The organism is Polymorphospora rubra, from assembly GCF_018324255.1.
In the GTDB taxonomy this organism is placed as follows: Bacteria; Actinomycetota; Actinomycetes; order Mycobacteriales; family Micromonosporaceae; genus Polymorphospora; species Polymorphospora rubra.
On record NZ_AP023359.1, the window covers coordinates 7099619 to 7125791 of the forward strand.

Annotated in this window: 25 protein-coding genes, 1 pseudogene and 1 riboswitch; of the genes and pseudogenes, 10 read left to right on the plus strand and 16 right to left on the minus strand. The window is 70.4% G+C overall.

The annotated features are described in order from the left end of the window. Positions 1–5 precede the first annotated feature (5 nt). The 5 genes and pseudogenes from rhaI to Prubr_RS31110 all read right to left on the minus strand — a co-directional run bounded on the left by rhaI (position 6) and on the right by Prubr_RS31110 (position 5984). Positions 6–1187 (minus strand): L-rhamnose isomerase, encoded by a 1182-nt coding sequence (gene rhaI / locus Prubr_RS31090; RefSeq protein ID WP_212818540.1) that lies wholly within the window; start codon positions 1185–1187, stop codon positions 6–8. Between the two features lie 134 nt (positions 1188–1321). Then, positions 1322–2380 (minus strand): rhamnose ABC transporter substrate-binding protein, encoded by a 1059-nt coding sequence (gene rhaS, locus Prubr_RS31095; protein ID WP_246567895.1) that lies wholly within the window; start codon positions 2378–2380, stop codon positions 1322–1324. A 142-nt stretch (positions 2381–2522) separates the two neighbouring features. Further along, positions 2523–3212: pseudogene (locus tag Prubr_RS31100) on the minus strand (ABC transporter permease); the annotation flags it as partial. A 214-nt stretch (positions 3213–3426) separates the two neighbouring features. Further along, the gene (locus tag Prubr_RS31105; protein WP_212818543.1) at positions 3427–4488 is read right to left on the minus strand and encodes an ABC transporter permease; all 1062 of its coding nucleotides are present in this window, start codon (positions 4486–4488) and stop codon (positions 3427–3429) included. Next, positions 4485–5984 carry a sugar ABC transporter ATP-binding protein gene (locus tag Prubr_RS31110; protein WP_212818545.1) on the minus strand — a complete coding sequence of 500 codons (1500 nt, stop codon included), beginning with the start codon at positions 5982–5984 and terminating at the stop codon, positions 4485–4487. The genes Prubr_RS31105 and Prubr_RS31110 overlap by 4 nt, the downstream gene beginning before the upstream one ends. A 301-nt stretch (positions 5985–6285) precedes the next feature. Here Prubr_RS31110 and Prubr_RS31115 point away from each other — a divergent pair, with 301 nt between their 5' ends. Then, positions 6286–7308, plus strand: a complete 1023-nt coding sequence (locus Prubr_RS31115) for a LacI family DNA-binding transcriptional regulator (RefSeq protein WP_212818547.1) — start codon at positions 6286–6288, stop codon at positions 7306–7308. 129 nt (positions 7309–7437) lie between these two features. Here Prubr_RS31115 and Prubr_RS31120 read toward each other — a convergent pair whose 3' ends face one another. Both Prubr_RS31120 and Prubr_RS31125 read right to left on the minus strand, forming a co-directional pair. Beyond that, positions 7438–7881 (minus strand): hypothetical protein, encoded by a 444-nt coding sequence (locus tag Prubr_RS31120; RefSeq protein ID WP_212818549.1) that lies wholly within the window; start codon positions 7879–7881, stop codon positions 7438–7440. Between the two features lie 159 nt (positions 7882–8040). After that, positions 8041–8628, minus strand: coding sequence for a TetR/AcrR family transcriptional regulator (locus Prubr_RS31125; RefSeq protein ID WP_212818551.1), 588 nt, complete (start codon positions 8626–8628; stop codon positions 8041–8043). An 86-nt stretch (positions 8629–8714) separates the two neighbouring features. On the opposite strand from Prubr_RS31125, the gene Prubr_RS31130 reads away from it, so the two are divergent. The 3 genes from Prubr_RS31130 (at position 8715) to Prubr_RS31140 (ending at position 11425) form a co-directional block, all read left to right on the plus strand. Continuing rightward, the gene (locus Prubr_RS31130) at positions 8715–9155 is read left to right on the plus strand and encodes an acyl-CoA thioesterase (RefSeq protein ID WP_212818553.1); all 441 of its coding nucleotides are present in this window, start codon (positions 8715–8717) and stop codon (positions 9153–9155) included. A gap of 132 nt (positions 9156–9287) precedes the next feature. Continuing rightward, positions 9288–11138 (plus strand): AMP-dependent synthetase/ligase, encoded by a 1851-nt coding sequence (locus Prubr_RS31135; RefSeq protein ID WP_425517960.1) that lies wholly within the window; start codon positions 9288–9290, stop codon positions 11136–11138. An 80-nt stretch (positions 11139–11218) separates the two neighbouring features. Beyond that, the gene (locus tag Prubr_RS31140) at positions 11219–11425 is read left to right on the plus strand and encodes a transposase (protein ID WP_212818555.1); all 207 of its coding nucleotides are present in this window, start codon (positions 11219–11221) and stop codon (positions 11423–11425) included. A gap of 162 nt (positions 11426–11587) precedes the next feature. Here the strand turns inward: Prubr_RS31140 and Prubr_RS31145 are convergent, their stop codons facing one another. Together Prubr_RS31145 and Prubr_RS31150 are read right to left on the minus strand one after the other, a co-directional pair. Next, positions 11588–11980 (minus strand): VOC family protein, encoded by a 393-nt coding sequence (locus Prubr_RS31145; protein WP_212818557.1) that lies wholly within the window; start codon positions 11978–11980, stop codon positions 11588–11590. Then, positions 11977–12777, minus strand: a complete 801-nt coding sequence (locus Prubr_RS31150; protein WP_212818559.1) for a helix-turn-helix domain-containing protein — start codon at positions 12775–12777, stop codon at positions 11977–11979. Before Prubr_RS31150 ends, Prubr_RS31145 begins: the two co-directional genes overlap by 4 nt. A 956-nt stretch (positions 12778–13733) precedes the next feature. On the opposite strand from Prubr_RS31150, the gene Prubr_RS37370 reads away from it, so the two are divergent. From Prubr_RS37370 to Prubr_RS31160, 3 genes are all read left to right on the plus strand, one after another. Next, on the plus strand, positions 13734–13907 hold the full coding sequence (locus Prubr_RS37370; protein WP_246567897.1) for a hypothetical protein: 174 nt from the start codon (positions 13734–13736) through the stop codon (positions 13905–13907). Then, the gene (locus Prubr_RS37825; protein ID WP_281425852.1) at positions 13904–14515 is read left to right on the plus strand and encodes a M23 family metallopeptidase; all 612 of its coding nucleotides are present in this window, start codon (positions 13904–13906) and stop codon (positions 14513–14515) included. The genes Prubr_RS37370 and Prubr_RS37825 overlap by 4 nt, the downstream gene beginning before the upstream one ends. A gap of 124 nt (positions 14516–14639) precedes the next feature. After that, positions 14640–15431 (plus strand): SIR2 family NAD-dependent protein deacylase, encoded by a 792-nt coding sequence (locus tag Prubr_RS31160; RefSeq protein WP_212818563.1) that lies wholly within the window; start codon positions 14640–14642, stop codon positions 15429–15431. Between the two features lie 40 nt (positions 15432–15471). On the opposite strand, the gene Prubr_RS31165 is transcribed toward Prubr_RS31160, so the two are convergent. Next, entirely contained in the window at positions 15472–16206 is a 735-nt protein-coding gene (locus Prubr_RS31165; RefSeq protein WP_212818565.1) for an SDR family oxidoreductase, read from the minus strand. A gap of 101 nt (positions 16207–16307) precedes the next feature. On the opposite strand from Prubr_RS31165, the gene Prubr_RS31170 reads away from it, so the two are divergent. From Prubr_RS31170 to Prubr_RS31180, 3 genes are all read left to right on the plus strand, one after another. Further along, the gene (locus Prubr_RS31170) at positions 16308–17150 is read left to right on the plus strand and encodes a LysR family transcriptional regulator (protein ID WP_212828753.1); all 843 of its coding nucleotides are present in this window, start codon (positions 16308–16310) and stop codon (positions 17148–17150) included. Positions 17151–17655: 505 nt separating this feature from the next. Further along, positions 17656–19263 (plus strand): ABC-F family ATP-binding cassette domain-containing protein, encoded by a 1608-nt coding sequence (locus tag Prubr_RS31175; RefSeq protein WP_212818567.1) that lies wholly within the window; start codon positions 17656–17658, stop codon positions 19261–19263. Positions 19264–19555: 292 nt separating this feature from the next. Beyond that, entirely contained in the window at positions 19556–20296 is a 741-nt protein-coding gene (locus Prubr_RS31180; protein WP_212818569.1) for a class I SAM-dependent DNA methyltransferase, read from the plus strand. A 102-nt stretch (positions 20297–20398) separates the two neighbouring features. On the opposite strand, the gene Prubr_RS31185 is transcribed toward Prubr_RS31180, so the two are convergent. From Prubr_RS31185 to Prubr_RS31210, 6 genes are all read right to left on the minus strand, one after another. Further along, positions 20399–21937 (minus strand): cellulose binding domain-containing protein, encoded by a 1539-nt coding sequence (locus tag Prubr_RS31185; RefSeq protein ID WP_212818571.1) that lies wholly within the window; start codon positions 21935–21937, stop codon positions 20399–20401. Between the two features lie 94 nt (positions 21938–22031). Further along, entirely contained in the window at positions 22032–22649 is a 618-nt protein-coding gene (locus Prubr_RS31190; protein ID WP_212818573.1) for a response regulator, read from the minus strand. Beyond that, positions 22646–23821, minus strand: a complete 1176-nt coding sequence (locus tag Prubr_RS31195; RefSeq protein WP_246567899.1) for a sensor histidine kinase — start codon at positions 23819–23821, stop codon at positions 22646–22648. The genes Prubr_RS31190 and Prubr_RS31195 overlap by 4 nt, the downstream gene beginning before the upstream one ends. Before the next feature lie 5 nt (positions 23822–23826). Continuing rightward, positions 23827–24669, minus strand: coding sequence for an ABC transporter permease (locus Prubr_RS31200; protein ID WP_212818575.1), 843 nt, complete (start codon positions 24667–24669; stop codon positions 23827–23829). Beyond that, complete coding sequence (locus Prubr_RS31205) at positions 24666–25517, minus strand: ABC transporter ATP-binding protein (RefSeq protein WP_212818577.1); 852 nt, start codon at positions 25515–25517, stop codon at positions 24666–24668. The genes Prubr_RS31200 and Prubr_RS31205 overlap by 4 nt, the downstream gene beginning before the upstream one ends. 118 nt (positions 25518–25635) lie before the next feature. Beyond that, positions 25636–25950, minus strand: a complete 315-nt coding sequence (locus Prubr_RS31210) for a DMT family transporter (RefSeq protein WP_212818579.1) — start codon at positions 25948–25950, stop codon at positions 25636–25638. Positions 25951–26063: 113 nt separating this feature from the next. Next, a riboswitch (guanidine-III (ykkC-III) riboswitch) is annotated at positions 26064–26131 on the minus strand. Positions 26132–26173 lie beyond the last annotated feature (42 nt).

Below are 26173 nucleotides of genomic sequence, written 5' to 3' on the forward strand. Positions count from 1 at the left end.
AGGTGTCAGGCGCCCCAACCCGCCTGCTGACCACCGACCCGCTCGGCCGTGACCCGCTCCAGGTGGCCGGAGCGCTTGTAGGCCGCGACCGGGTCCGGGTCCAGCCCCAGCTCCTCGCGCAGTTCGCGCAGCAACGGCCGGACGTCGGTGTGGTACGCGTCCATCAGCGCGGCGTTGGCCTCCAGCACGTCGCCGCAGCGCTGGGCGGCGGTCAGCGCCGCCACGTCCACCAGGAGCGCCTTGGCGGTCGCCTCCTGGACGTTGAGCACCGACCGGATGACCGCCTGCACCTTCGGTTCGATGTTGTGGCACTGGTCGAGCATGAACGCGATGCCGTAGGACGGGCGCAACGCGTCGGCCTGGACGATCTCGTGCATGATCCGGAACAGTTGGAACGGGTCCGCCGCGCCCGCCATCAGGTCGTCGTCGGCGTAGAAGCGTGAGTTGAAGTCGAAGGCGCCGAGTTTCCCGGCGCGCAGCAGGAAGGCCACGATGAACTCGATGTTGGTACCCGGTGCGTGGTGGCCGGTGTCGATGACCACCTGGGCCCGGTCACCGAGTTCGAGGCAGTGCGCGTACGCGGTGCCCCAGTCCGGCACGTCGGTCAGATAGAACGCCGGCTCGAACAGCTTGTACTCCAGCAGTAGCCGCTGCTCGCCGGTGAGCCGGTCGTACGCCTGCCGCAGCGCCTCCGCGAGGCGGTCCTGCCGCTCGCGGGTGTTGTCCTGTCCGGGGTAGTTGGTGCCGTCGGAGAACCACAGCTTGAGGTCCCGCGACCCGGTGGCGTCCATGACGTCGACGCACTCCAGGAGGTGCCCGATCGCCTTGCGGCGGACCGCCGGGTCGGGGTTGGTGACCGAGCCCAGCTTGTAGTCGTCGTCCTGGAACACGTTGGCGTTGACGGTGCCCAGTTCGACGCCCTGTTCCCCGGCGTACCCGGCCAGCGCGGCGTAGTCGTCCACCCGGTCCCACGGGACGTGCAGGGCCACGGTCGGCGCGACACCGGTGAAGCGGTGCACGGTCGCCGCGTCCGCCACCTTCTCGTACGGGTCGCGGGGCACGCCCGGCTGGGTGAACACCTTGAACCGGGTACCCGAGTTGCCGTAAGCCCAGGACGGGGTCTCGATGCGCTGCTCCCGCAGGGCGTCGAGGACCCGCCGGCGGGTGCTCGGGTCGATCTCGGTCATTGCCGCTCCCCAAGTTGCTCTTCGAGATGGAAGATCTCGGTCCGGACGTGGACGGCGGGGTGGCGGCGCCGGTACTGCGCCGTCCGCTCCGGTCTGACCTGGCGGGTGCGGCAGACCCGGCGCACGCACACCGGTCAGAAGTTGAACTGGTCGATGTTGGTGGCGTTGAACTCGAACGGTTCGCCGAGCAGCACCTCACCGTTCGCGCCGACGGTGAACTCGCCGAGCTTGCCGGCGGTGAACGTCTCCCCCTCCTTGCCGGTGATGATCCCGGAGGCGAGCGCCGCACCGGTGTACGCGGCGAGGTAACCGAGGTCGGTGGGGTTCCACAGGGCGAACGCCTTGACGGTGCCGTCCTTGACGTACTCGCGCATCTGGTTGGGCGTGCCGAGCCCGGTGAGCTGGACCTGGCCCTTGTAGGACGAGCCGGAAAGGTAGCGGGCCGCGGCGGCGACACCGACGGTGGTCGGCGAGATGATGCCCTTCAGGTTCGGGTAGCGGGACAGCAGGCCCTGGGCCTCCTGGAACGACTTCTCGTCCTGGTCGTCGCCGTAGACCGTGGCCACCAGCTTGAGCTTGCTGTACTCCGGCTTGGCCAGTTCGGTCTTCATCAGCTCGATCCAGGCGTTCTGGTTCGTCGCGTTCGCGGTCGCCGACAGGATGGCGATCTCGCCGCCGTCGGGACCGACCGCGTCGGAGATCAGCTTGATCTGCGACTGGGCGATGCCCTCCGAGGTGGCCTGGTTGACGAAGGCGTCCCGGCACTCCGGCTTGGTGTCCGAGTCGTAGGTGACGACCGTCGCCCCGGCCGCCCGGGCCTCGGTCAGCGAGCCGCAGACGGCGTCCTGGTCGTTCGCCGCGATGATGATGACGTCGGTGCCCTGCTGGGAGAGCGTGTTGATGTACGACACCTGGGCCGACGGGCTCGCCTCGGACGGGCCGGTCTGGGCGTACTGGCCCTTGAACTCCTCGACCGCCGGCTTGCCGCCCTGGTTGTCGGAGGTGTCGAAGTACGGGTTGTTGACCTGCTTGGGCAGGAAGGTGACCTTGAGGCCCTCCTTGATGGTGCCGGAGGGATTGGCGCCGGCGCCGGTGTCGCCACCGGTGTCGGTGTCCTCGGCGCAGGCGCCGAGGGTGAGGGCGACGGCGGCCAGCACCGCGGTCGCGACGATCCGGGTACGTCTGATCCTCATGGTGATTTCCTTTCGGGGTGGTGGCGGGTCGGCGCCGACGTAGCCGCTCGCGCGTCATCCGCACGGCGTTCGGTCCGACGACGGAGAGGATGAGCAGGGTGCCGGTGACGATGGTCAGGGCGTTCGCCGGCACGTCGGCCAGTTGCAGCGCGTTGCGCAGGACGCCGAGCAGGGCCACCGCCGCGAGCACGCCGACGAGCCCGCCCCGGCCGCCGAAGATGGAGACGCCGCCGAGCAACACGGCCGCCACCACCGCCAACTCCAACCCGGTCGCGTTGTCGGCCCGGGCACTGGCGAACCGGAAGGTCCAGAAGACGCCGGCCAGCGCCGCCATGGCACCGGTGGCGACGAAGAGCCAGAACTTGGTGCGCAGCACCGAGACACCGGCGAAGGTGGACGCCTCGGCGCTGTTGCCGATCGCGTAGAGCGAACGACCGATCGGGGTGGCGTACAGCAGCACGCCGAACATGACGGCGAGGGCGGCCAGGACCAGCACGAACCAGGGAATGACGGTGCCCGGGATGGGGGCCACCGCGTTCTGCGTCCAGGTCGGCGGGTAGTCGGCGATCGCCCGGTCGCCGAGGACGACGTACGCCAGGCCACGGTAGAGCGCGAGCGTGCCGATGGTGACCGCCAGTGACGGCAGGCCGAACACCGTGACGAAGAGGCCGTTGACCGCACCGAGGGCGGCGCCGAGCAGCAGGCTCAGCACGATCAGCAGCGGCAGCGAGGTGATGCCGAGGTACCAGAGTTGGCCGAGTACCGCGCAGGTCAGGCCGACCGTGCTCGCCACCGACAGGTCGATCTCGCCGGTGATGACGACCAGTGTCATCGGCAGTGCGATCAGGGCGATCGGGATCGCCTCCAGCACGACGAAGCGGTAGAAGCGCGGGCTGCCGACACCCTCGATCGAGGTGGTGGCGACGAGCGTCACCAGGAGCAGCGCGAGGATGAGGACGGCGTCCCACGATCCGATCAGGCGGCGCCAGGTGGGCGGTCCCGGTGGCGACGCCGGGGTGGCGGTGGGTCCCGGGGTGGCCAGGGTGTCAGTTGCCACGGGTCTTGCCTCCTCGCAGACGACGTGCCATGCGGACGGCGAGCGCCCGGTCGAGGCCGATGGCGGCCAGGATGAGTGCGCCGACCGCGGCGCGCTGCCAGAACGGGGTGACCCCGAGCACCGGCAGGGCGCTGCCGATGGTGGTCAGCAGGACGGCGCCGAGCGCGGCGCCGTACACCGACCCGCTGCCACCGAAGATCGCGACGCCGCCGACCACCACGGCCGCGACCACGTTCAGCTCGATACCGAGCCCGGCGTTGGCGTCGAGGGTGCCGAACCGGGCCGCGTACAGCACGCCGGCCAGCCCGGCCAGCGCGCCGCTGGCCACGAAGGCGAAGAAGACCCGTCGACCGACCGCGATGCCGGACAGCCGGGCGGCGTCGGGGTCGGAGCCGATCGCGTAGAGCTCCCGACCGCTGCGGTAGTTGCGCAGCAGGTAGCCGGCGGCGACGAGCACGGCGACCGCGAAGAGCGCGAGCACCGGGACGCCGAGAACGGTGGCGGTGCCCATCCGCAGGAAGTCGCGCGGCATGTCGGCGGCGTTGATCTGGCGTCCGGTCGCCCAGGTGTGGTCGATGCCGCGGAACACGTAGAGCGTGCCGAGGGTGACCACCAGGGCCGGTACGCGGGCCGCCGCGATCAGGCCGCCGTTGACCGCGCCGCAGACCGCGCCGAGCGTGACCCCGATCAGGATGGCCAGCGGGATCGGTACGCCGGGGTTGTTGACGAACAGCACGCCGGTGCCGAACGCGGACAGGCCGAGGATCGAGCCGACCGACAGGTCCACGTTGCGGGTGATGATCACGATGGCCTGGCCGACCGCGAGGATGGCCAGAATGGTCGAACCGAGCAGCAGGTCCTTGACGTTCTGCGCGGACAGGAAGCGCTGGTTGACGCCGAAGGTCACCGCGACCAGGAGCACCAGCGCGAGCAGGATGCCCAGTTCGCGCACGACGAACAGCCGGTGCGTCAGGCGGGCGCCGGACTCCCGGTCCGGTCCGGGCCGCTGCGGCGGGGCGACCGGCTGGGGCCGTACGTCTGCCGTGGTCATGCGACGACCTTCCGTTGTCCGGTCGCGGCGAACATGACGCTCTCCTCATCGGCCCGGTCGCGTGGAATGTCGGCGACGAGCCGACCCTCGTGCATGACGAGCACCCGGTCGGCCATGCCGAGCACCTCCGGCAGTTCGCTGGAGACCATCAGGACCGCCACGCCCTCGGATGCCAGTTGGGAGAGCAGCCGGTGCACCTCGGCTTTCGTGCCGACGTCGATGCCGCGCGTGGGTTCGTCGATCATGAGCACCCGGGGCTCGGTGGACAGCCACTTGGCCAGCACGACCTTCTGCTGGTTGCCGCCGGAGAGGGTCGAGACCGGGTCGGTGTTGCGGGCGGCCTTGACCTGCAACCGCCTGGCCCAGTCCGCCGCCGAACGCCGCTCGCTGCCGCCGAACAACAGCCCCAGGCGGCTCAGGGCCCACCGGCGCGGCAGCGTGGTGTTGCGCTCGATGGACAGCTCCATCACCAGCCCCTGCTGGCGACGGTCCTCGGGCACGAGGGCCAGGCCGGCGTTGATCGCCGCCGGCGGGTCGGCCCCGCGCAGTCGCGTGCCGTCGACGCGGACCTCACCGGCGTCGTACCGGTCCACGCCGAAGATCGCCCGGGCCACCTCGCTGCGACCGGCGCCGACCAGGCCGGCGAGGGCAACGATCTCGCCGCCGCGCACGGTGAAGGAGACGTCTTCGAAGTAGCCGTGCCGGGTCAGCCCGTCGACCTCCAGGCGTACCTCGCCCACCTCGGTCTCCAGCTTGGGGAAGAGCGCGGCGACGTCACGGCCGACCATGGTGCGGACGAGACCGTCCACGGTGAGGTTGCCGATCTCGTCGGTGGCGATCCACCGGCCGTCGCGCATCACGGTGACCCGTTGACAGAGCGAGAACACCTCGTCGAACCGGTGCGAGATGAACAGGATCGCCGCGCCGTTGTCGCGTAGGGAGCGGGCCACGGCGAAGAGTCGTTCGACCTCGACGCCGGACAGGGCCGCCGTGGGCTCGTCCATCACCAGCACCCGGGCGTCGAAGGAGAGCGCCTTGGCGATCTCGACGAGCTGCTGGTCGGCGATGGACAGGCCGCGGGCGGGACGGTCCGGGTCGATCCGGACGCCGAGCCGGGCGAACAGTTCGTCGGTGCGCTCGCGCATGGCCGGGGCGTCGATGCGGCGCAGCCCTTTGAGGGGTTGCCGGCCCATGAAGATGTTCTCCGCGACCGACAGGTCCGGGAACAGGGTCGGCTCCTGGTAGATGACGGCGATGCCGGCCGCGCGGGCGTCGGCCGGGCCACCGAAGGTGACCGGCTCGCCGTCGAGCAGCACCCGTCCCGTGTCCGGCCCGTGCACGCCCGCCAGGATCTTCACCAGGGTGGACTTTCCGGCGCCGTTCTCGCCGACCAGGGCGTGCGCCTCGCCGGCGTACAGGTCCAGCCGGGCGTTGCGTAAGGCGGCGACAGCGCCGAACGACTTGTCCACACTCTCCAGCGCCAAGACCGGACGCACGCGGCCCCTTGGGGTTGTGGGGTTGCAGGAGTGAATGAAACGTTTCACTTGGAATCCGACTCTAGGTGTGTTCTTGGGCACAGGTCAAGGGTTTCCAGCCGGTTACCGTCCTGTTATACAGGACCGCAAATGTGGGCTCAGGCCGCGATTCGCCTGCCCGAAACGCCACTCGCCCAGGGAGGACCCGCGAGTTGGAACGAGTGAAACGTTCTACCACCGATAGGCTCTCCCGATCGGCGACGCGGCGAGCCCTTGCCACGCCGGCGCCGACCACCACCTGCACCACAGCGTCGAGGGAGCCATGGCAACGGCAGGCATCAAGGAGGTCGCGCGGCGCGCCGGCGTGTCTCTCGGCACCGTCAGCAACGTGCTCAACCGGCCGAACAGCGTCGCGCCAGCCACCCGGCAGAGGGTCCTCGACGCCATAGCCGAGCTCGGCTATGTGCGCAACGACTCCGCCCGGCAGCTACGCGCCGGCCAGAGTCGCACCGTGGCGATCGTCGTGCTCGACGTGGCCAACCCGTTCTTCACCGACGTGGTCCACGGTGCCGAGCAGGTCATCGAGGAAGCCGGCGCGATGCTCATCGTCTGCAACAGCGGCGAGGACAGCGCCCGCGAACGCCGCCACCTCGAACTACTCGAAGAGCAGCGGGTACGCGGCGTCCTCATCACGCCCGTCGCGCACGGCGTCCAACCCAACCTCGAACGCCTGCACAACCGGGGCATCCCGGTGGTGCTGGTCGACCGCGGATCCGGGCAGGCGAGTCGCTGCTCGGTGGCCGTGGACGACCTCCTCGGCGGCCGGCTGGCCATGGAGCACCTGCTGGATCAGGGCCACCGGCGCATCGCGTACGCCGGAGGCCCCTTCTCGATCCCCCAGGTGGCCGACCGGCATGCCGGCGCCGCCGCGGCGTTGACCGAGCGTGCCGTCGCCACCGAACTGCACGTGGCGAGCACGGGCAGCCTGACGGTGGCCGCCGGTCGGCGCGCGGCCGAGGAACTGCTGACCCTGCCCGCCGGGCACCGGCCCACTGCGGTGATCTGCGCCAACGACCTGATCGCCCTCGGCGTCCTGCAACAGTTGACCGAACGCGGGCTACGGGTGCCCGACGACGTGGCGATCGTCGGATACGACGACATCGAGTTCGCCGGTGCGGCGGCGGTGCCGCTGTCGTCGGTCCGTCAGCCCCGCGAGCAGCTTGGCCGCACGGCGGCGCTGCTGCTGCTCGAGGAGGCCGAAGCGGACCTGGTGCACCGCCACCGGCACGTCGTCTTCCAGCCCGAACTGGTTGTACGCCGCTCCAGCGATCACCACCGCGGCTGACCGCCCCGCTCACCTTCGCCGGGTCCAGCCGGCTGGCCTCGACCCACCCTGGCAGACAGGGCGGTGTCAGCGGCTCCGGGTGTGAGACGACGCGGGAACGTTGGCCGGGCCAGCCTGACCGGATGGCCGCTAGGTGATTGAAAAAAGCCGATCGACGGGGTCCACGATGGCCGGCAGCAACGCGCCGGGCACGAGGGCCGGGTCGTCGGCGCGGATCGTGTCCGCCTCGAACGTGGCGAACCCGGGCCCGCTGATCCGCAGGCGGAGTTCCAGCCCAGGGTCCTCGCCGCCCAGGTGGTTCGCCACCGCGAGAACCTCCGCTGTCGCGGCGACACCAGCGGCGGACAGCCGACGCCCGTCGCGGCGCGAGCGGGTGACCAGCCGCCAGCCGAAGATGCCGAACCCGACACCGGCGATCGTCACCAGCACGCCACCGGCGAGCAGGCCCCAGAAGTCCGTGGGCGACCGCGGTGGGTCCAACGTCATCGCGGCGACGATCAGGATCGGCCCGGGCAGGCAGATGGCCAGGAACATCGATCGGCACAGCAGCGCGCCGATCGGACCGAGGCGCACTTCCGCTTCCCGAGGGGCAACCGTCACCCCCGCACCCTAGTGCAGTGTCCAACGTGGCTGACTGCCTCGTTTCCCGAAGCGATCGGCCGGCTCGCCGAGATCGTCGCCCCTCGGTTCGCTCGTCCGGACGCGGGCATGTGGGAGGGCGTCCGGGCCGGTTCAGGAGGTCCGGTCGATGACCTCGAACGCGAGGTGTCGTCCGCGTTCGAGCGCGGTCTCGTCGTCGAACAACTGGAACCGGGTGTTGGCGGCGCTGAGGAACGCGTCGATGCGGAACGCGTCGCCGGGCGGATCGGCGGAGCCCGCGATCGACAGCTCGGACTCGATCAGATCCAGCCATTCCCGCTTCAGTTTGCGGATCGCATCGGCGACCGGGCCGTCCCGGTGGCCGTACTCGCTGGATGTCGCCGTGATGAAGCACCCGCCCGGGAAGACCCTGCGGCGTAGGCACGAGAACCACGAGTCCACGACCGCGTGCAATCGATCCCGTCCCGGCTGCGATCCCCAACCGGGGGCGATCACGGTGTCGATGTAGATCTGGCGTGCTTCGGCGACGGCGGCGAGCAAAATGGCCTCGCGGCTGCCGAACACCGTGAGGATCCCGCTCTTGCTCAACCCGGTCGAGGCGGCGAGTCCGCCGACCGTCACCGAGTCCAGCCCGCTGACCGTCGCCGTCATCGCGGCGCTGCGGGCAGCGGTGCGCCGGGTGGCATCGCCACGGCGGCGCCGACCATCCACGGAAGTCACCCCCGCAGCATATGCGACCGACTGGACGCAAAGCTCGGCGACCCATACTATGCGACCGATCGGTTGCTTTTTTGGGGAGAGGGAACATGAGCATCGACGTCACCGACGGCGTTGTCACGCGCCAGCGCGTGTACCTTGACGATCTTGATGGTTTCGGCGTCCTGCATCACGCCGGCTATGCCGTGCTGTTCGACCGGGCCGTGATCGACTACTGGCTGGAAGCCGGCTGGAAGCCGGACCCACGCGAATCGGTCCAGGTGGTACGGGAGCTGACAATCACCTACCACGCCCCGATCGTCGGGATGTGCGATGTCGACGTGCACTTCTGGGTCGAGCGGGCGGGGCGGACCAGCGTCACCTACCGCTTCGAGGTGCTGTCGACCACGCACGCCGTCCGCCATGCCGAGGGAAGCCGGGTGCTGGTGAACCTCGACCCGGACTCGCTGCGCCCGGTCCCGTTGACCGACACGATGTGGGAGATCGCCGGCCCGCTGCTGGGCCGGGGAGTCGCCCGCCCGGAGAGCTGAGAACGGAGGCACGTTCCGGCTAGCAGGTGTCTCCGCACTGCGGATCGGTTCCGCCGATTCGGCCGTCGCGGTCGGCGTACGCCGCCAGGATGGGCAGGGTGGCAGTTGCCGCGATCGGGCGTCGCAGCGTGGGTGGCGGAGGTGGATGTGCAGGGCGGTGCTGTCGCGTCGGTGGACGTGGGAACGGTGGCGCCGGGCCTGGCGGACCGGGTGTGGATCAATGCCAAGGAGGCTCCGCGGGCGGTGCAGTTCGTACGGCCGGCCCCGGTGTCGCGGGCGTGGCCGGCGCGGCGGCAGGTACGGGGCGGCGGCGACCTGTCGGTGACCTGCGAGCAGTTCCGCGACGACGTCCTGGCCATCGCTCGCGGGTTCGTCGCCGCCGGCGTGCGGCACGGTGACCGGGTCGCACTGCTGAGCCGGACCCGGTACGAGTGGACCCTGGTCGACTACGCCCTGTGGGCAATCGGGGCGGTGACCGTGCCGATCTACGACACCGCCAGTCCTGATCAGGTGGGATGGATCCTGTCGGACTCCGCAGCCGTGGGCTGCGTGGTGGAGACGCCCGCACACGGCGAGATGGTGGCGGGGCTGCGGCTGGACCTACCGGCCCTGCGTGAGGTCTGGCAGATCGAATCGGGCGACCTGATCGCCCTGGCCGGGCAGGGGCGTACGGTCGACGATGCGCGGGTCGACGACCGTCGCGCGCGGGTGGCCGGCGGTGACATGGCCACGATCGTGTACACCAGCGGCACGACCGGCCGTCCCAAGGGTTGCGTGCTGACCCACCGCAACATCCACCGCGACGTGACCAGCGCCGTCGCGGTGCTGCCGGAGTTGCTGCACCCGCGGGCGTCGACGGTGCTGTTCCTGCCACTCGCGCATGCGTTCGCCCGACTGATCCAGGTGGGGATGGTGCAGACCCGGGCCACGATGGTGCACAGCGCGGGCATGTCGGGGGCGCTGGACCAGCTACGCAGGTTCCGGCCCACCTTCATCCTGGCGGTGCCGCGGATCTTCGAGAAGCTGCACGCCCAGGCCCACCAGAAGGCCGACGACGCCCGCCGCGGACGACTGTTCGCCGCCGCCGACCGGGTGGCGGTGCGCTACAGCCGCGCCCTCGACAAGCCGGGCGGGCCGGGCATGCTGCTACGGCTCGCCCGTGGCGGGTGCGACCTGCTGGCGTACCGGAAGCTGCGGGCGGCGCTGGGTGGACGGTGCCGGATGGCGATCGTCGGCGGGGCGCCCCTCGACGAGCGGCTCGAACACTTCTTCCGCGGCGCCGGCATCGTGGTGTTGGAGGGGTACGGCCTCACCGAGACCTCGCCGACACTCACGGCGAACCTTCCCTCGGCGCAGCGAATCGGCACGGTCGGTCGTCCCCTGCCCGGGGTCGAGATCCGCATCGCCGACGACGGCGAGATCCTCGCCCACGGCGACGTCGTCTTTCCGGGCTACTGGAACAACCCGGACGCCACCCGCGCGACCTTCACCGAGGACGGCTGGCTGTGCACCGGTGATCTCGGCGATCTCGACCGCGACGGGTTCCTGCGGCTCACCGGCCGCAAGAAGGAAATCATCGTCACCGCGGCCGGCAAGAACATCGCACCGGTGCCGATCGAGGAGGCCGTCCGCGCTCATCCGCTGATCAGCCAGTGCATGCTCGTCGGCGCTGGCCGCCCGTACGTGGCCGCACTGGTCACCATCGACCCGCACGCATGGCTGCGCTGGCGCTCCGCACACGGCCGGCCGGACGCCTCCGTCGCCACGATGCGGGACGATCCGCAGTTGCGCGGCGAGGTGCAGTCCGCCGTCGACCGGGCCAACGAAACGCTGTCGAAGGCGGAGCAGGTCAAGACCTTCCGGATCCTGCCCCGGGACTTCACCGAAACCGACGGGGAGATCACCCCGACCCTGAAGATCAAACGCGACATGGTCGAAGCGCACCACGGCGCCGACATCGACGCCCTCTACCACGGCCACTGACCGCAACGAGAGACAGCCGCACAGGTAGGCAAGGTCGTCGGCCTGTTCATCGCCCGCGCGGTCACGACCGCGACGCCTGGATGACCATCCCCGAGGCCGACGACCTGCCCGCACCGCACTCCTTCGACCAAGGCTGCGCACCGACCCACCGAGTCGTGGCCGGCCTGCCCCTGCCCCACGGCAACGGCCCCGTCGAAGGCGCCGACACCAAGGTCAGGATTCTCGGACGGCAGATGTGCGGCAAAACAGGATTCGCGCTTCTACGTCGACGAATCCTGCTCGCATAGATCACTGACCGTTTACACCCTCGCCGCGTCAGAGCCGAACGACCGCCGGCCCGTACGCGGCCACGAGCGCGAGGCCGACCACTTCCCGGCCTTCACCGACCCCGGCTGCGCCCTGATCTGCTGTCACCGACCCCACCAGGCGCAACCAAACGGGATGAGCGCTCAGGAAGGCTGGTAGCTCCCGAACGACCAGTGGTTGCCCTCCGGGTCCGTTACGCTGCCGCCGCGGCCGCCGTAGTCCTGGTCGACCAGCTCGCGGAGCACCGTCGCCCCGGCGTCGACGGCACGCTGGAAGACGGTGTCGGGGTCGTCGGTGACCAGGTACGCCGCGGAGCCGCCCACGTTGGTAACCGCTCCGTCGGCGCGCTCGCTGCCGAACATGATGCCCCCACCGCCGGGCCACAGCCACTCGGCGTGCACGACGACCGAGGGGTCGGCCTCGTCCCGGTAGGTCGCGTGCTCGACGAATCCGATCGCGCCCAGCCAGGCGATCATCGCGTCGGCGTCGCGGAAGGACATGGTGTGCCAGAGCTTGATCTCCGCTGCGTTGCTCATGCCCCCGACTCTCCCCCACCGTCGGCGTGCAGGTCTTGAAGGAATGGGAACTCCTCGCGCAACCAGGTCGTCGGCGAGCACCCCGCGAACCGTACCCACTCGCGTGTCAGGTGGGCCTGGTCGGCGTACCCGCACCGCTGCGCGGCCTCGGCCAGTGGCACCCGGCCCAGCACGGCACGGGTTCGCTCGAAGCGGCCCAGGCGGCGTACCTCCTGCGGCGTCATCCCGCACTCGCGGCGGACCAGCGTGCCGAGGTGGCGGCGGCTGTAGCCGACGTCGTCGGCGACGTCCTGGACGGTTGCGCCGCGGGTCAGCCGGGCGAGAGCGCGACCGACCTCGGCCCGCGGTTCGTCGTGGTCGGTCAGCCGATCCAGCAGTGCGTCGGCGACGAGGGCCGCCCGAGCCTCGGGCGCGCAGTCGGCGAGCTGCTCCGGGAGGTGCCGCAGGGACGGTACGACGTCGTCGAGCTCGACCAGCGTGCTGGCCAGCTCGGCCGCCGGCATCCCGAGCAGTGCCCGCGCCCCGGCCGTGGTCAGGTCCAGCTGCACCCCGGTCTGCTTTCCGTCGTGGTGGATCTCGGCCGGGCCGGCGTGCAGCCCCGACAGCGTCGTCCACCGGCGCCCACGGCTCGCGTCGTCGCCGCGCCAGCCGATGTCGAGCGGCTCCCCGACCGGCAGCACGAACGTCAGTGTCGTGCCCGGTAGCCCGCGGTGCACCCCGGGCGCGCCCATGTCGATGTCGTACGTCGACAACGAGGCGACGTACGGCTGCAGCGCCCGGGGAATCACCACGCCCACCGCTCCACGGTAGCTGGCTCGACAGCAGGGTTCGGACCGTCTCGCCCTGCTCGCCCACCCGGGCTGTTTCCCGACGCCATGCCCCCACCCGGCCGCGAACCAGACGACAGGAAGGTGGTGCGGGCGGCCCTTCGGGCTGACGGGAGCTCGGCCGCGGGCCGGTGAGAACCCGTCGAGCTCCGGCCAGCTACCTCGACAGCACCGGACCACCCGGCTCCGCCAGCGCTGCGGGCACCTTCCACCAGTTCGGCCCGCCCTTGATGGCCATCGGCGCGGCCGCGGCGCCCTTCCAGCCTGCCCGGCGACACCGCCCGGCGGTTGCCGAGCCGTTGCCAGCAACGGTCTCGCTCGTTGAGCCGATAACGCCGGTAGTGCACAAGGGGTGAGCCGCGTGACAGACGACGAACGGGCGAACGACGACCTGCCGCACAACGTCCCCCGCGGGTGGCCTGCTTCTACCGCTCCCGGCAACTCCCGTCCCCACCGGAGCACAGCCCCGCAGGATCGGCTTCGTGGCAACCGGGCCGCGGATCGCAGCAGAGCGACGCGGTAGATCGGGTCCGCCGCCGGCACCGGCCGTACCGCGCGCAGGTGTTCTACCTGCCCGAGCCGGACCGCGACGGCCCGATCGCACCACCTTCTGAGCCCCGGGCGCCGCCCATCGTGGAGCTTGACGAGGTGTCCGGGTGTTGGTCCGTCAGGGCGATGCTCTGCACGGCTTGCCAGGGCCGATCACGGGCGGGATCATCTCGGATCAGCCGCCTGCGGACCGCGACCTGCCGTCCCGGACCGGGCGAGTACCGGGCGTCGTACCGACGTCGAGAAGCTCGAGGGAAGGGTGTGGAGTGACGCGGGAGGCGGTGGGGAGGCGACTGCGAGCGCTGGTGGTCGCCACGGTGATCCTGTGTGGACTGGCTGTGGTCCCGGCACAGCCGGCGTCCGCTCAGACCGGGGCGATGATCCAGCCGGTCGGCGGGCGGGTAACCGGGGTGTTGTCGAACAGATGCGGCAGCATCGACAGCGACCACTACGGGGTGGACGTCGCCGGAAACAGCGGGATGGCGATCGGCGCCGCCTATCCCGGCACCGTCACCTTCGCCGGCTGGACCTCCGGCGGGGAAACACGGTGACGATCTCCCACGCCAGCGGATACGTCACCAGATATCTGCACATGGTGCGGCAGGCCTCGGTCACCGTCGGTCAGCAGGTCGGGCAGGGTCAACTGCTCGGGTACGTCGGCAGCACCGGCAACTCCACCGGCCCCCACCTGCACTTCGAGATCCGGCGCAACGGGGCGGTGTACAACCTCGCCCCGGCGTACTCCTGCGGTGGAACCGTGACCAAGGGCGCGCCGATCAACCTGCCGTTCGCGGACCTGGCACCGGCCGATGCGATCCCTGAGCGGTTCGCGTTCGTGAACTCGGCCGGTGTGGCGTTCGCCAAGGACGGCGCGTACTCGCCCTGGCAGGCGATCAACGCCGGCGGCGCCACCAAGGTCGCCCTCAGCGGCAACTGGATCGGCTGGCTGCAAAGCGGAAACTTCTACGCCAAGGACGGCATCCACGGCCAGTGGCTGCCCCTCGCCGAGGGTGGACAGGTCAGCGAGATCGCGGTCAGCGGTGGCGGCTGGTTCGCGTTCGTCGGCGGCGGAAACTACTTCGCCAAGCAGGGCGCCTATGCCGCATGGCTGACCATGGCCGGCGGCGGGCAGGTCAGCGAGATCGCCGTCAACGGCTGACGGCCACACCACCGCGTTCGGGCGGTGGGAGCACCACTCCGCTCTCACCGCCCGGAGGCTCCGCCGGGCAGTGAAGTCAACGGGTGGAAACCGGCGATCGAGCCCGGATGGCAGGATCTGCCGGATGGAGAGTGTTCTGCCTCCGGGGGTCGCCCCACTCCTTGGCCAGGCGGGTCGGGTCGTCGTGCTCAGTGGCGCCGGGATGTCGGCCGACAGCGGCGTACCGACCTTCCGTGACGAGCTCACCGGGCTGTGGGCCCGCTTCGACGCCCACCAGCTCGCCACCGCGGAGGCGTTCCACGCGGATCCGGACCTGGTGTGGGGTTGGTACGAGTGGCGTCGGGCGCGGGTGCGCCGGGCCCAGCCCAACCCCGGACACCGCGCCACGGCCACCATCGAAGCCCTGATCCCCGATACCGTCGTCATCACCCAGAACGTTGACGACCTGCACGAGCGGGCGGGATCCCGGGCGCCGATACACCTGCACGGGAGTCTTTTCGCACCCCGCTGTGTGGCGGAGGACGGCCACCCGGCGGTCTTTCCAGACAGCGAGGACGACGAGGCCGCCGATCCGGGAACGGGAAGCCGGCTGTCGCCGCCCAGTTGTGTGCGCTGTGGCGCACTCGTCCGTCCCGGCGTGGTGTGGTTCGGTGAAGTGCTGCCCGAGGCTGCGTTGACCGCGGCGGTCGAAGCCGCCGCGGCCTGCGACGTGCTGCTGGCCGTCGGCACCTCCGGCGTGGTGTACCCGGCCGCCGAGATTCCCCGGATCGCGGCACGCTCCGGCGCTGCCGTCATCCAGATCAACCCGCAGCCGACGTCACTCGACCAGATCTGCACCGTCAACCTGCGCGGATCCGCGGCCCAGGTCCTTCCCACCCTGGTCGAGGCCGCGTTCGGCATCGCCGGGCAGGCGTGATCGGCGTACGGGGCCATTGGTTTGTCGGGGGTTGTCGGAGTTACCAGGGGATGACGCCGTCGTCGTTGAAGAACGAGCCGGTCGGCCCGCCGTCGGGCAGTGTGGCGAGCCGGATCGCGGTTGCCGCGGCCTCGCGGGGAGGCCGGCCCTGGAAGCCGGTGAAGTCGGTCGCGACCAGGCCGGGGCAGGCGGCGTTGATGAGGATGTCCGTGCCGGTGAACTGCCGCGCGTAGTGCACGGTGACGGCGTTGAGGTACGACTTCGTCGGCGAGTAGGCCGCCATGACCGGGCCGACTTCGATGTCCGGGTCCGCCTGCCAGGTCACCGACCCGACGCTGCTGGAGATGTTGACGATGCGCGGGGAGGCCGAGCGCCGCAACATCGGCAGCATCGCGTTGGTCACCCGGATCACGCCGTAGACGTTGGTGTCCACGACCGTACGGACGACCTCGAGGTCGAGGGTGGTGGGATCCTGGACCCATCCCGGTCCCGTCTCTCCCGAGATGCCGGCGTTGTTGACCAGAACGTCCAGGCGTCCGCCCTGGCGTTCGATCAGTTCCGCGGCCTGCGCGACGCTCCGGTCGCTGGTGACGTCCAGTGGAACCGCGAACGCGTCCACTCCGGCGTCGTGCAGCCTCTTCACGGCCGCCTCGCCCCGGGCCTGGTCGCGGGCCCCCACCGCGAGGCGGTGGCCCAGTGCGCCCAGCCCTGCCGCGATCTCGTATCCGAGTCCCTTGTTCGCGCCGGTTATCAGCGCGGTCTTCTTGTCGCTCATGAGGCCGATGGTGGCTCGGCGGCGAGTGGAACCGTTACACCGTTCAGGTGCGCGGTGATACCCGGCCGGTATCACCGCAGTACCGTTGTCCGGTGGACACGCTGGAGACCCGCGAGCTCAGGTACTTCGTCACCGTCGCCGAGGAGCTGCACTTCAGCCGGGCGGCCGAGCGCCTCGGCATCGCCCAGCCCCCGTTGTCCCGGGCGATTGCGCAGCTCGAGCGGCGCCTCGGTGTCACCCTGCTCGATCGCAACCGCCGCGGCGTCACCCTCACCGACGCGGGTCGGGTACTGCTCGACGAGGCCCGCACCGTCCTCGACGCGACCAGCGCAGCCGCCCGCCGCACCCGACGCGCCGCATCCGCCACGAACCGGCTGACGCTGGCGACGAAGGCCGGCACGAACCACGAGCTGCTACGGAAACTCCTGGACGCCCACGCCGGCGAACCTGACGCGGTTGACATTGACGTGCTGCTGTGCGGAATGGGAGAACAGGCGCGGATGCTGCGCGACGGCCGCGCCGACGTGGCTCTCATGCAGCGGCCTTTCGACGCTCTCGCCGGGTTCGACACCGAGGACCTGCTGACCGAGCAACAGGTCGCCATCCTGCCCGCCGGGCATCCTCTCGCCGCCCGTACGTCGCTGACCATGGCGGACATCAGCGACGTGGCGGATCTGCCGGTCGCCCGCTGGCCCCGTCAAGACGGCATCTACGAACCCGGCCCAGGCCCCGAGATCCACGACCAGTCGCAGCTGGCCCAGCTGATCGCCCTCGGGCACACCATGGCCGTCCTCTGCGCCTCTTCCCGATCCTGGCTGTGGAACGGGCATGCCGCCGTCCCCCTGACCGACGCACCTCACGTCACCACCGTTCTCGCCTGGCCCCCGCACAGCCGCTCGCGGGCCGTCGCCGGGCTCCTCCGCACGGCAACCAGGCTGCGATAGGCGGCGTGCTCCTGCCGCTGTCGATCCTCGGCTCTCCGCCGCCGGGCCTGTTCGGCCCCGAACTCCACCGGACGGGGATGCAGGCTTGATAGGGTGGGGGTATGGAACTGATTGAGGTAGACAGAGCCTAGCCACCGAACTGCCGGTGGCTTTCACCCGTGCGGGCGTCCTCCGCATCGGTGAACGATCGTTTCTCAACGCACGCGCGTTAGTCCGCCCTTGCCGGGCGTCGACACAGTCGCGTGAACCTCGCCGGCACGTTCGCATCGCACCGACCTCCGGTCCGGGCACGACTGCGAACGCGCGACTACGACCTTGCCAGGTCCGTGACCTCCTCCTGTCCGACGTCCGGGCAGCGGCTTCGTGCCGCAGGAGCGCGGCTCCTCCCCCATTCGGTCGCCCTCTCGCTGCATCGGCATACGGCCCCGTGGTCACGTCAGCGTCACAGAACTGATCCCCGTCACGCCAGTCGGCGGTTGACGGGAAAGTAAGGAGAAGCACCGCAATGTCGACGAAATCTGCCGTCACCCTGCGTGACCTGACCTTCGAGTGGCCCGACGGCACCGTCGCGCTCACCGGCGTCAACGGCACATTCGGCGCCGGCCGGACCGGGCTGATCGGTCGTAATGGCGCAGGCAAGTCCACCCTGCTCCGCCTCATCGCCGGCGAACTGCAGCCGAGTAGCGGGCAGATCGATACCAGCGCCGAAGTCGGTTACCTACCGCAGACGCTCACGCTACGACCGGACACCAGGATTGCCGAACTGCTCGGCATTCAGTCGATCCTCGACGCGCTGAGAGCGATCGAGTCCGGTGACGTCGACCAGCGCCACTTCGATGCGGTCGGCGATGACTGGGACATCGAGTCCCGTGCCGACGAGGCACTGCACCAAATCGGGTTCTCCGCCACGGACCTCGACCGTCGCGTTGCCGAGGTCTCCGGCGGGGAGGCCATGTTGATCGCGATCACCGGGCTACGGATCCGCCGCACGCCGATCACGCTGCTCGACGAGCCCACGAACAACCTCGACCACGCGACGCGCGCCAAGCTGGCCGATTTCGTCGACCAGTGGCCGGGGACGCTCATCGTCGTCAGCCACGACCTTGAACTGCTGGAGCACATGGAGAACACCACCGAGTTGCACAGCGGCACGCTGGACACGTTCGGCGGCCCGTACAGCGCCTGGAAGGAGCACCAGGAGCAGGAGCAGGCAGCCGCCGTGCAGGCCGCCCGTTCGGCTCAACAGGCGCTCAAGGTCGAAAAGCGACAGCGCATCGAGGCGGAGACGAAGCTGGCCCGTCGCGAGCGGACCGCAAAGAAGACCCAGAAGGACGGCGGCATCCCAAAAATCCTCGCAGGCAACCGCGCCAGCAGGGCCCAGGCATCCGCCGGGTCGCTTCGCTCCACACTCGACGACAAGGTCCAGGCCGCGCAGGCCGCCGTCGACGCCGCCGACGCACGCGTCCGCGAGGAGGAGCACATCCGTCTCGTCCTGCCCGACCCGGATGTCCCGCGGGGGCGACGCCTGGCCGAACTCGAGGACGACGGCCGGAGCATCGTTGTCCAGGGGCCGGAACGGGTAGCGCTCATCGGCGCGAACGGCACCGGGAAGTCGACCCTGATCGAACAGCTTGTCCGCCGCGCCGAGCCGACTCCCGGGCGACCTCACGGCCGCCTCGTCACCGAACTCGTCGGGTATCTGCCGCAGCGTCTCGACGGACTCGACGACGCCGCCAGCGCCATGGAGAACGTCCGGGCGGTTGCGCCGGGCATGCCGGCCGGCACCATCCGCAACCAGCTCGCGCGGCTGCTGCTTCGTGGTGACAGCGTGGACCGTGCGGTCCGTACGCTGTCCGGCGGTGAGCGGTTCCGCGTCTCGCTCGCCCGGCTCCTCCTGGCCGAGCCGCCCGCACAGCTGCTGATCCTGGACGAGCCGACGAACAACCTCGACATCACGAGTGTCGAGCAACTCGCCGAAGCACTGGATGCCTACCGCGGCGCGCTTCTCATCGTCAGCCACGACTTCGCGTTTCTGGAGCGGATCGGCGTCGACACCATCATCGAGCTTGACGGAAACGGACGGATGCACCAACGCCGGGGCTTGGGCGTCTGACCGCGCTCGGCCAGTCGCAACGGCAAACGCAGGAGGAGGTGGCGCGCCCGCCGTCGGTCCGCCGCCTCCTCCCGCGCAAGGTCGTGATTCGGCAGGGACATCTTCTCGGCCGGTCGACGGTCGGTGCCGGGCTTGCCGTGGACAACGTTGCCGGACGAGTCGGCGTAGCAGCGATCGAACTCGTCGGACGGGCGAGACGGTAGACGTCGGCCAATCTCGGCGCGTCCAGCTTACGGCTGTATCCACCAGAAAATCGGGGGCACCCACGAGGGGGTCACCTTACAGTCCGGGGATGCATGACTCGGATGGGTATTTCGGTAGAGATGTGGCGGCCAAATACGACGATCCCACGTCGGAGATGTCCGATCCCGCCGTCGTCGGGGAGACGGTCGACGTACTGGCCGAAATCGCCGGCGGGGGCCGCGCACTGGAGCTGGGCATCGGGACAGGCCGCATCGCGTTGCCGCTCGCCGGCAGGGGCGTACCCGTACATGGCATCGACCTGTCCCGCGCGATGGTCGACCAGATGCGCACCAAGCCGGGCGGTGACGCGATTGACGTCACGATCGGCGACTTCGCCACCACGAAGGTCGACGGGACATTCTCGCTGGCCTTCCTGGTCTTCAACACGATCATGAACCTGACCACCCAGGAAGCCCAGGTGGCCTGCTTCCGCAACGTCGCCGACCACCTGGAGCCGGGTGGCTGCTTCATCATCGAGGTGATGGTCCCCGAGTTGCGGCGGCTCCCCCACGGCCAGAACATCGTGCCCTACCAGGCCAGCCCCACCGGCTGGGCGTATGACGTCTATGACGTCGCCACCCAGGGCACGACCTCCAACTACGTTCGCATCGTCGACGGGGTCGGGTCGTATCGCTCGATTCCCTTCCGTTACGTTTGGCCGTCCGAACTGGACCTGATGGCACAACTCGCCGGACTTCGCCTTCGCGATCGCTGGGACGGTTGGAATCGAATGCCGTTCACCCACGAGAGCCGACAGCACGTGTCGGTCTGGGAGAAGCAGATCGGCTAGTGGTACGCCGGTGGCCAGGCCCCGCCGGTGGTTCCGGCGGGGCCTGGCGTGGTGGGGGTTACCGGGAATGTCGGTGCGGTCCCGCCGACCCGGCGGGAGGGGTCAGTTGCAGGTCGTGCCGTTGAGGGTGAAGGGCGCCGGGGTGGTGGGCAGGCCGTCGGCGCTGTAGCCGAAGCTGACCGCGCCACCGGTCGGGATGGCGGCGTTGTAGTTCTCGTTGGTCACCGTGACCGCGGCACCGGTCTGCTGGAAGACCCCGTTCCAGTGGCCCTGGACGACCTGGCCTGCGGGGAAGGCCCACCCCAGCGTCCAGCCGTTGACGGCGGGGCCGTCGTTGTAGACGGTGACGCTGGCCGTGTATCCGGTGCTCCAGGAGTTGGTTACCACGAAGGAGACCCGGCAGCTGCTCGCGAGTGCGGTCGCCGGGACGATGTCGCCGTAGTCGTCGCGGGCGGTGGCGAAGTCCTGGAAGCCGAAGCCGGGGCCGGCGGAGCGGGTGGTGGTGCCGGCCGCCAGGACGGTGCCGTCGGGGTTGACCGCGTAGACCGGGCCGCCGCTGTCGCCGCCGCGGGCCGATTCCTCGCCGTCGAGCTGGGTGGCCTCGACCAGGTCCTCGATGTCGTCGTAGTGGAACTCGACCCGCAGGTTGCAGACCGGGCCGCCGAGTTCGCCGGCCGAGGTGTATCCGGACTGGCAGAGCAGCTGTCCGGGGAAGACCTCGGTCCAGCCGACGACCTCGGCGCGGACCTCGTCGTGCTGGCCGCCGACGTAGATGTGGCTGCCGGGCGACGAGGTCGAGATCAGCATGGTGTCGTGGTCGTCGTTGCTGGCGACCGCGTAGCCGACCAGGGTCCCGGTGTTGGTGGTGGTGTTCCAGGCGATGTGCCAGGGCGAGCCGATGGCTCCGCAGTGTTCGGCGCTGAGCAGGTAGCCGGTGCCGGAGACGGCGTCGCGTACGCCGAAGCCGGCGGTGCAGCCGTAGGTGGTGAACCCGATCCCGATCCCGCCGTCGTACGGTGCGGCGTCGTCGAACCGGGACCGTTCGACCATCGGCTCGCTCCGGACGATCCGGGTGCTGACCCCGGTCGCCGGCAGCTTCGGAAGTCTCGCGCCGGCGGCGTCGTCGACGGCGACGTCGATGCCGGAGCCGTCGGTGCGCAACCGGAGTGCGTGGGTGGCGCCGGTCGGGTCGGCGTCGACCGCGGTCCGGAGTTTCGCCGCCGCCTTCTTCAGTTCGGCACGCGAGTAGGTGGCGGCGGCCACCTCGACCGGCGCGGTGCGGCGGGCGGTCGCCACCGCCGCCGCGATGTCGGCGGGCAGGGCGCCCTTCCACCAGAGGGTGACGTGGTCGTCGACGAGCCCGATGCCGGCGTAGCCGCGCGGCGGGGCGGCGTCGACAGCGGTGCGGATGACGTTGGCCGCGTCGATCAGGGGGGCCTGGGCGGTCATCCTGTCCAGGATCCGCGCCGGGATGACATCGTGGATGGAGCCGCGGTCGGGCGTCGGCGTCGGTGCCGCCGCCCCGGACGGCTGGCCGGGCGCCGCGTGGGTGGGCGCCGTCAGCGGGCCGATCAGTGCCGTGGCGCCGATCAGTACGCCGGCGACCACCGCGCGGGTGGTCGCCTTCCAGGTCTGTGTCATGACGTCGAGTCAATCGATGTCGGCGACCACACAACAGGCAGGACGTCCGGCAGGAGTGCTCCTGCCGGTCCCGCACCGACCGGCGGCGGGCGGATCAGAGCAGGTCGAGGGACATCGCGGTGGTGACCGCCGCCGTACGGTCGGAGACGCCGAGTTTGGCGAACGCGCGCAGCAGGTGCGTCTTGACGGTCGCCTCGCTGATGTGCAGTTCGCGGGAGATTTCAGCGTTGGACAGGCCGCGGGCGACGAGGCGGAGCACCTCGGTCTCCCGTGGCGACAGTGACTCGTGCTGTGGGCGGCGTACCCGGTGCAGCAGGCGGGTGGCGACCGACGGTGCCAGGACGGTCTCGCCGCGGGCCGCGGTGCGTACGGCGTTGACCAGGTCGGCCCGGGAGGTGTCCTTCAGCAGGTAGCCGGCGGCGCCGGCCTCGACGGCGCGCAGGATGTCGGTGTCGGTCTCGTACGTGGTCAGGACGACCACCCGGGTCGTCGGGGCGACGCCCAGCACCTGGCCGGTCGCGGTGACCCCGTCGATGCCGGGCATCCGCAGATCCATCAGCACGACGTGGGGGCGCAGGGCGCGGACGGCGGTGACCGCCTCGGCGCCGGAGCCGGCCTCGCCGACGACGGCGATGTCCGGCTCGCCGTCGAGCATGCCGCGCACTCCGGCGCGGACCACCGGATGGTCGTCGACCAGCAGTACGGAGATCACAGGTCGGGTACCTCCACCCTGATCGTGGTGCCGCGGCCGGGTTCCGAGTCGACGGTCAGCTTGCCGGACACCTGCTCGACCCGGGCCCGCATGGCACCGAGTCCGTAACCACCGGACGCCTGTTCGGGATCGAACCCGCGCCCGTCGTCGGCGACCTCGACGGCGACGGTGCCGCCGAGGTGTGCGAGTCGCACCGTGAGCAGCCCGGCACCGGCGTGCCGGCGGATGTTGGCCAACGACTCCTGGACCGCCCGCAGCAGGACCACCTCGACCGCGGTGGCCAGGCCGACGGGTTCGCCCTCGGTGCTGAAGTCGACGCGTACGCCGGTTTCCCGGCCGAACCGGTCGACCAGCCGGGCCAGCGCGTCGGCGAGCGAGGAGCCGTCGAGTTCGGCCGGGGTCAGCGCGCCGACCAGGGCGCGGGCCTCGGAGAGGTTGTCGCGGGCGGTGTCGAGGGCCAGGCCGAGGTGTCGGCGGGCCTGGGCGACGTCGCGTTCCAGTTCGGCGTCGGCGGCCTGGATGAGCATGATGACGCTGGTCAGTCCCTGGGCGACGGTGTCGTGGATGTCGCCGGCGAGGCGTTGCCGTTCGGCGAGTACGCCGGCCTCGTGGGACAGCCGGGCGACCTCGGCGCGGCTGCCGTCGAGTTGGCGGATGAGCCGGGCCCGTTCGTCGTTCTGGATGGTGACCCGGCGGGCCCAGGTGCCGAAGACGGCGGAGCCGACAACGATGGTCGCCGCGACCGGCAGCGGGCCGGCGACGGTGTCGGCCAGGTCGCGGGTGGACTCGTAGGCCACCACGACGTCGGCGGCGTTGAGCACGAGTACGGCGATCGTCGCCCGTAGCGCGTCCATCAGCATGTACGCCTGTGGGCAGAGGGCGAGCAGCGCGAACGACGACACGCTGACCAGTGCGACGGCCGGGGTCATCAGCACGACGACGCCGGCGAAGTAGACGTAGGCGCGGCGGTCCTCGATCTCGCTGCGGATCAGTGGCCGCCCGTACAGCCAGTACCAGGCGGCGAGGCCGGCCAGCAGGGCGACCGCCCAGGCCCGCGCCACCACCGGCACGGAGCCGGTGGTGGCGACGAAGCCCGACGTGCCGACGGCGACCAGCCCGAAGTAGGCGTCCCACATCGGGAAGCGGTTCAGCCAGGTCGGCGTGTCCTCCATGGGGACTACCGGTCCCGCCGTCCGCGCCAGCGGAAGGTCGTCAGGCACAGCAGCAGTCCTCCAATGCACCACGCCCCCAGGACCAGGGCGATCCGCCCATGCTCCCACGAGGTCGTGACGATCTCCTGCGGCAGGATGTCGTCCGGCAGGAACACCGACCGGAAGCCCTGGGCCATCCACTTCAGCGGGAAGACCGCGCCGAGCTGCTGCAGCGGCTCGGGCAGCGCGCTGATCGGGGTGTAGAAGATGCCGGAGATGAAGGCCAGCACGATGTACGGCAGGTTCATCACCGCGGCGGCGCTGCGCTCGGTACGGGCCAGGCTGCTGGCGGCGATGCCGAGGAACGAGCAGCCGATGACGCCGAGCAGGAAGACCCAGCCGAAGGTGACCCAACGCGAGGCCTCGGTCGGCAGTTCGACGTCGAAGAGCAGCATGCCGAGGCCGAGCAGGATGACCACCTCGGCGATGCTGATGACCAGCACCATGACGACCTTGCCGAGGAAGTACGCCGACTTGGGCATCGGGGCGCCGCGCAGCCGCTTGAGGGTGCCGTCGTCCCGGTCGGCCGCGATGCTGATGCCAAGGTTGACGAAGGTGGCCGAGGCGACACCGGCGGCGATCATGCTGGGTACGAAGTACTGCGCCGAGGTGACGGTGCTGCCCTCGTAGATGCCGCTGAACAGCGAGCCGAGCAGGGCGAGCAGCACGATCGGCAGGGCGAAGGTGAAGACGACGTTGTCCCACTCGCGGAAGAAGCCCTTGAGTTCGATCACGCCCCGGTGCAGGCCGAGGCTGAGCGCGGAGGGATCCTTCCCGGTGGTCGCGGGGCGGGTGGTGGTCGTGGTCATTTCTGGGCGCTCCCGATCAGGTCGAGGTAGACGTCTTCGAGGCTGGGCCGGCTGACGGTCAGGCCGGGAACGGTGCCGCCGTGGCGGGCGGTCAGTTCGGCGATCAGGGTGCCCGGGTCGGTGGCCTCCTGGGTGCGGTGCTCGCCGTTCTCGAGCCAGGAGACGGTCGCCTTGGCCTCGGCGCGCCCGCCGAGGGTGGCCGGGTCGCCCTCGGCGACGACCTGGCCCTTGACGATGACCGCGACCCGGTCGGCGAGGTTCTCCGCCTCCTCCAGGTAGTGGGTGGTCAGCAGGACGGTGGTGCCGTTCTCCTGGGCCAGGGAGCGGATCAGGTCCCAGAACTGCCGGCGGGCCTGCGGGTCGAAGCCGGTGGTCGGCTCGTCGAGGAAGAGCAGCGCCGGGTTGCCGACGATGCCGACGGCGACGTCGATGCGGCGCCGCTGGCCACCGGACAGGGTGCTGACCCGGGAGTTGGCCTTGGCGGCGAGACCGACCTGCTCGATGACCTGGTCGGGGTCGCGGGGGTTGGGGTAGTAGCGGGCGAAGTGCCGCACGGTTTCGCGGACGGTCAGTTCGCTGAGGTCGGAGGCGTCCTGCAGGACGATGCCGATCCCGTAGCGCCAGCGCCGGCCGGCGCGCTGCGGGTCGGCGCCGAGCACCTCCACCTCGCCGCCGTCGCGGTCCCGGTAGCCCTCGAGGATCTCGACGGTGGTGGTCTTGCCCGCACCGTTCGGGCCGAGCAGAGCGAAGATCTCGCCAGCGGCGATGTTGAGGTCCACGTTGTTGACCGCGAGGTTGTCGCGATACCGCTTGGTCAGGCCGCGTACCAGCACGGCGGAATCAGTCATGTATCGATCGTCGCGGTCGGCGGGGCCGCCCGGGACGCCCGGAAGACTGACAACGGCTGTCCACCGATCGGTGGACAGCCGTCGGTACGTCAGTGGACGCCGGTGGCGGGCCGGTTACTCAGTGGAACACCTTGAGTCCGATGACGCCGGCGACCACCAGCAGCAGGCAGGTGATCCGGGCGACGGTCGCCGGTTCGCCCAGGGCGACCATCCCGACGGTGGCGGTGCCGACCGCGCCGATGCCGACCCAGACGGCGTAGCCGGTGCCGATCGGGATGTCCCGCAGGGCGAGCGCGAGGCCGGCCATGCTGAGCACGAGCGCGACCGCGAAGACCAGCGACGGTACGGGTCGGGTGAAGCCGGCGCTGCGGCCGAGCGCGATCGCCCACACCGTCTCGAGCACGCCGGAGATGATCAGTAGCAGCCATGCCATGTCTGTTCCGTCCTTTCCGCGTGGATCGGCCCCGGTCGCGGCCACACGGCCCGGGCACGCGTCGGCGGCCGGGCGGAGCGGGAGGGGAAGGTGCGACGGAGGCCATGGTGGGTTGCGCGTCGTCTTCGCAACGCCGGGTACGACACGCGGCTCGTCCGGGGCGACCCGCCAGATCGGGCGCCGGTTGCCACCCTAGCCGACCGGGGCGGACCGGGGGCCGATG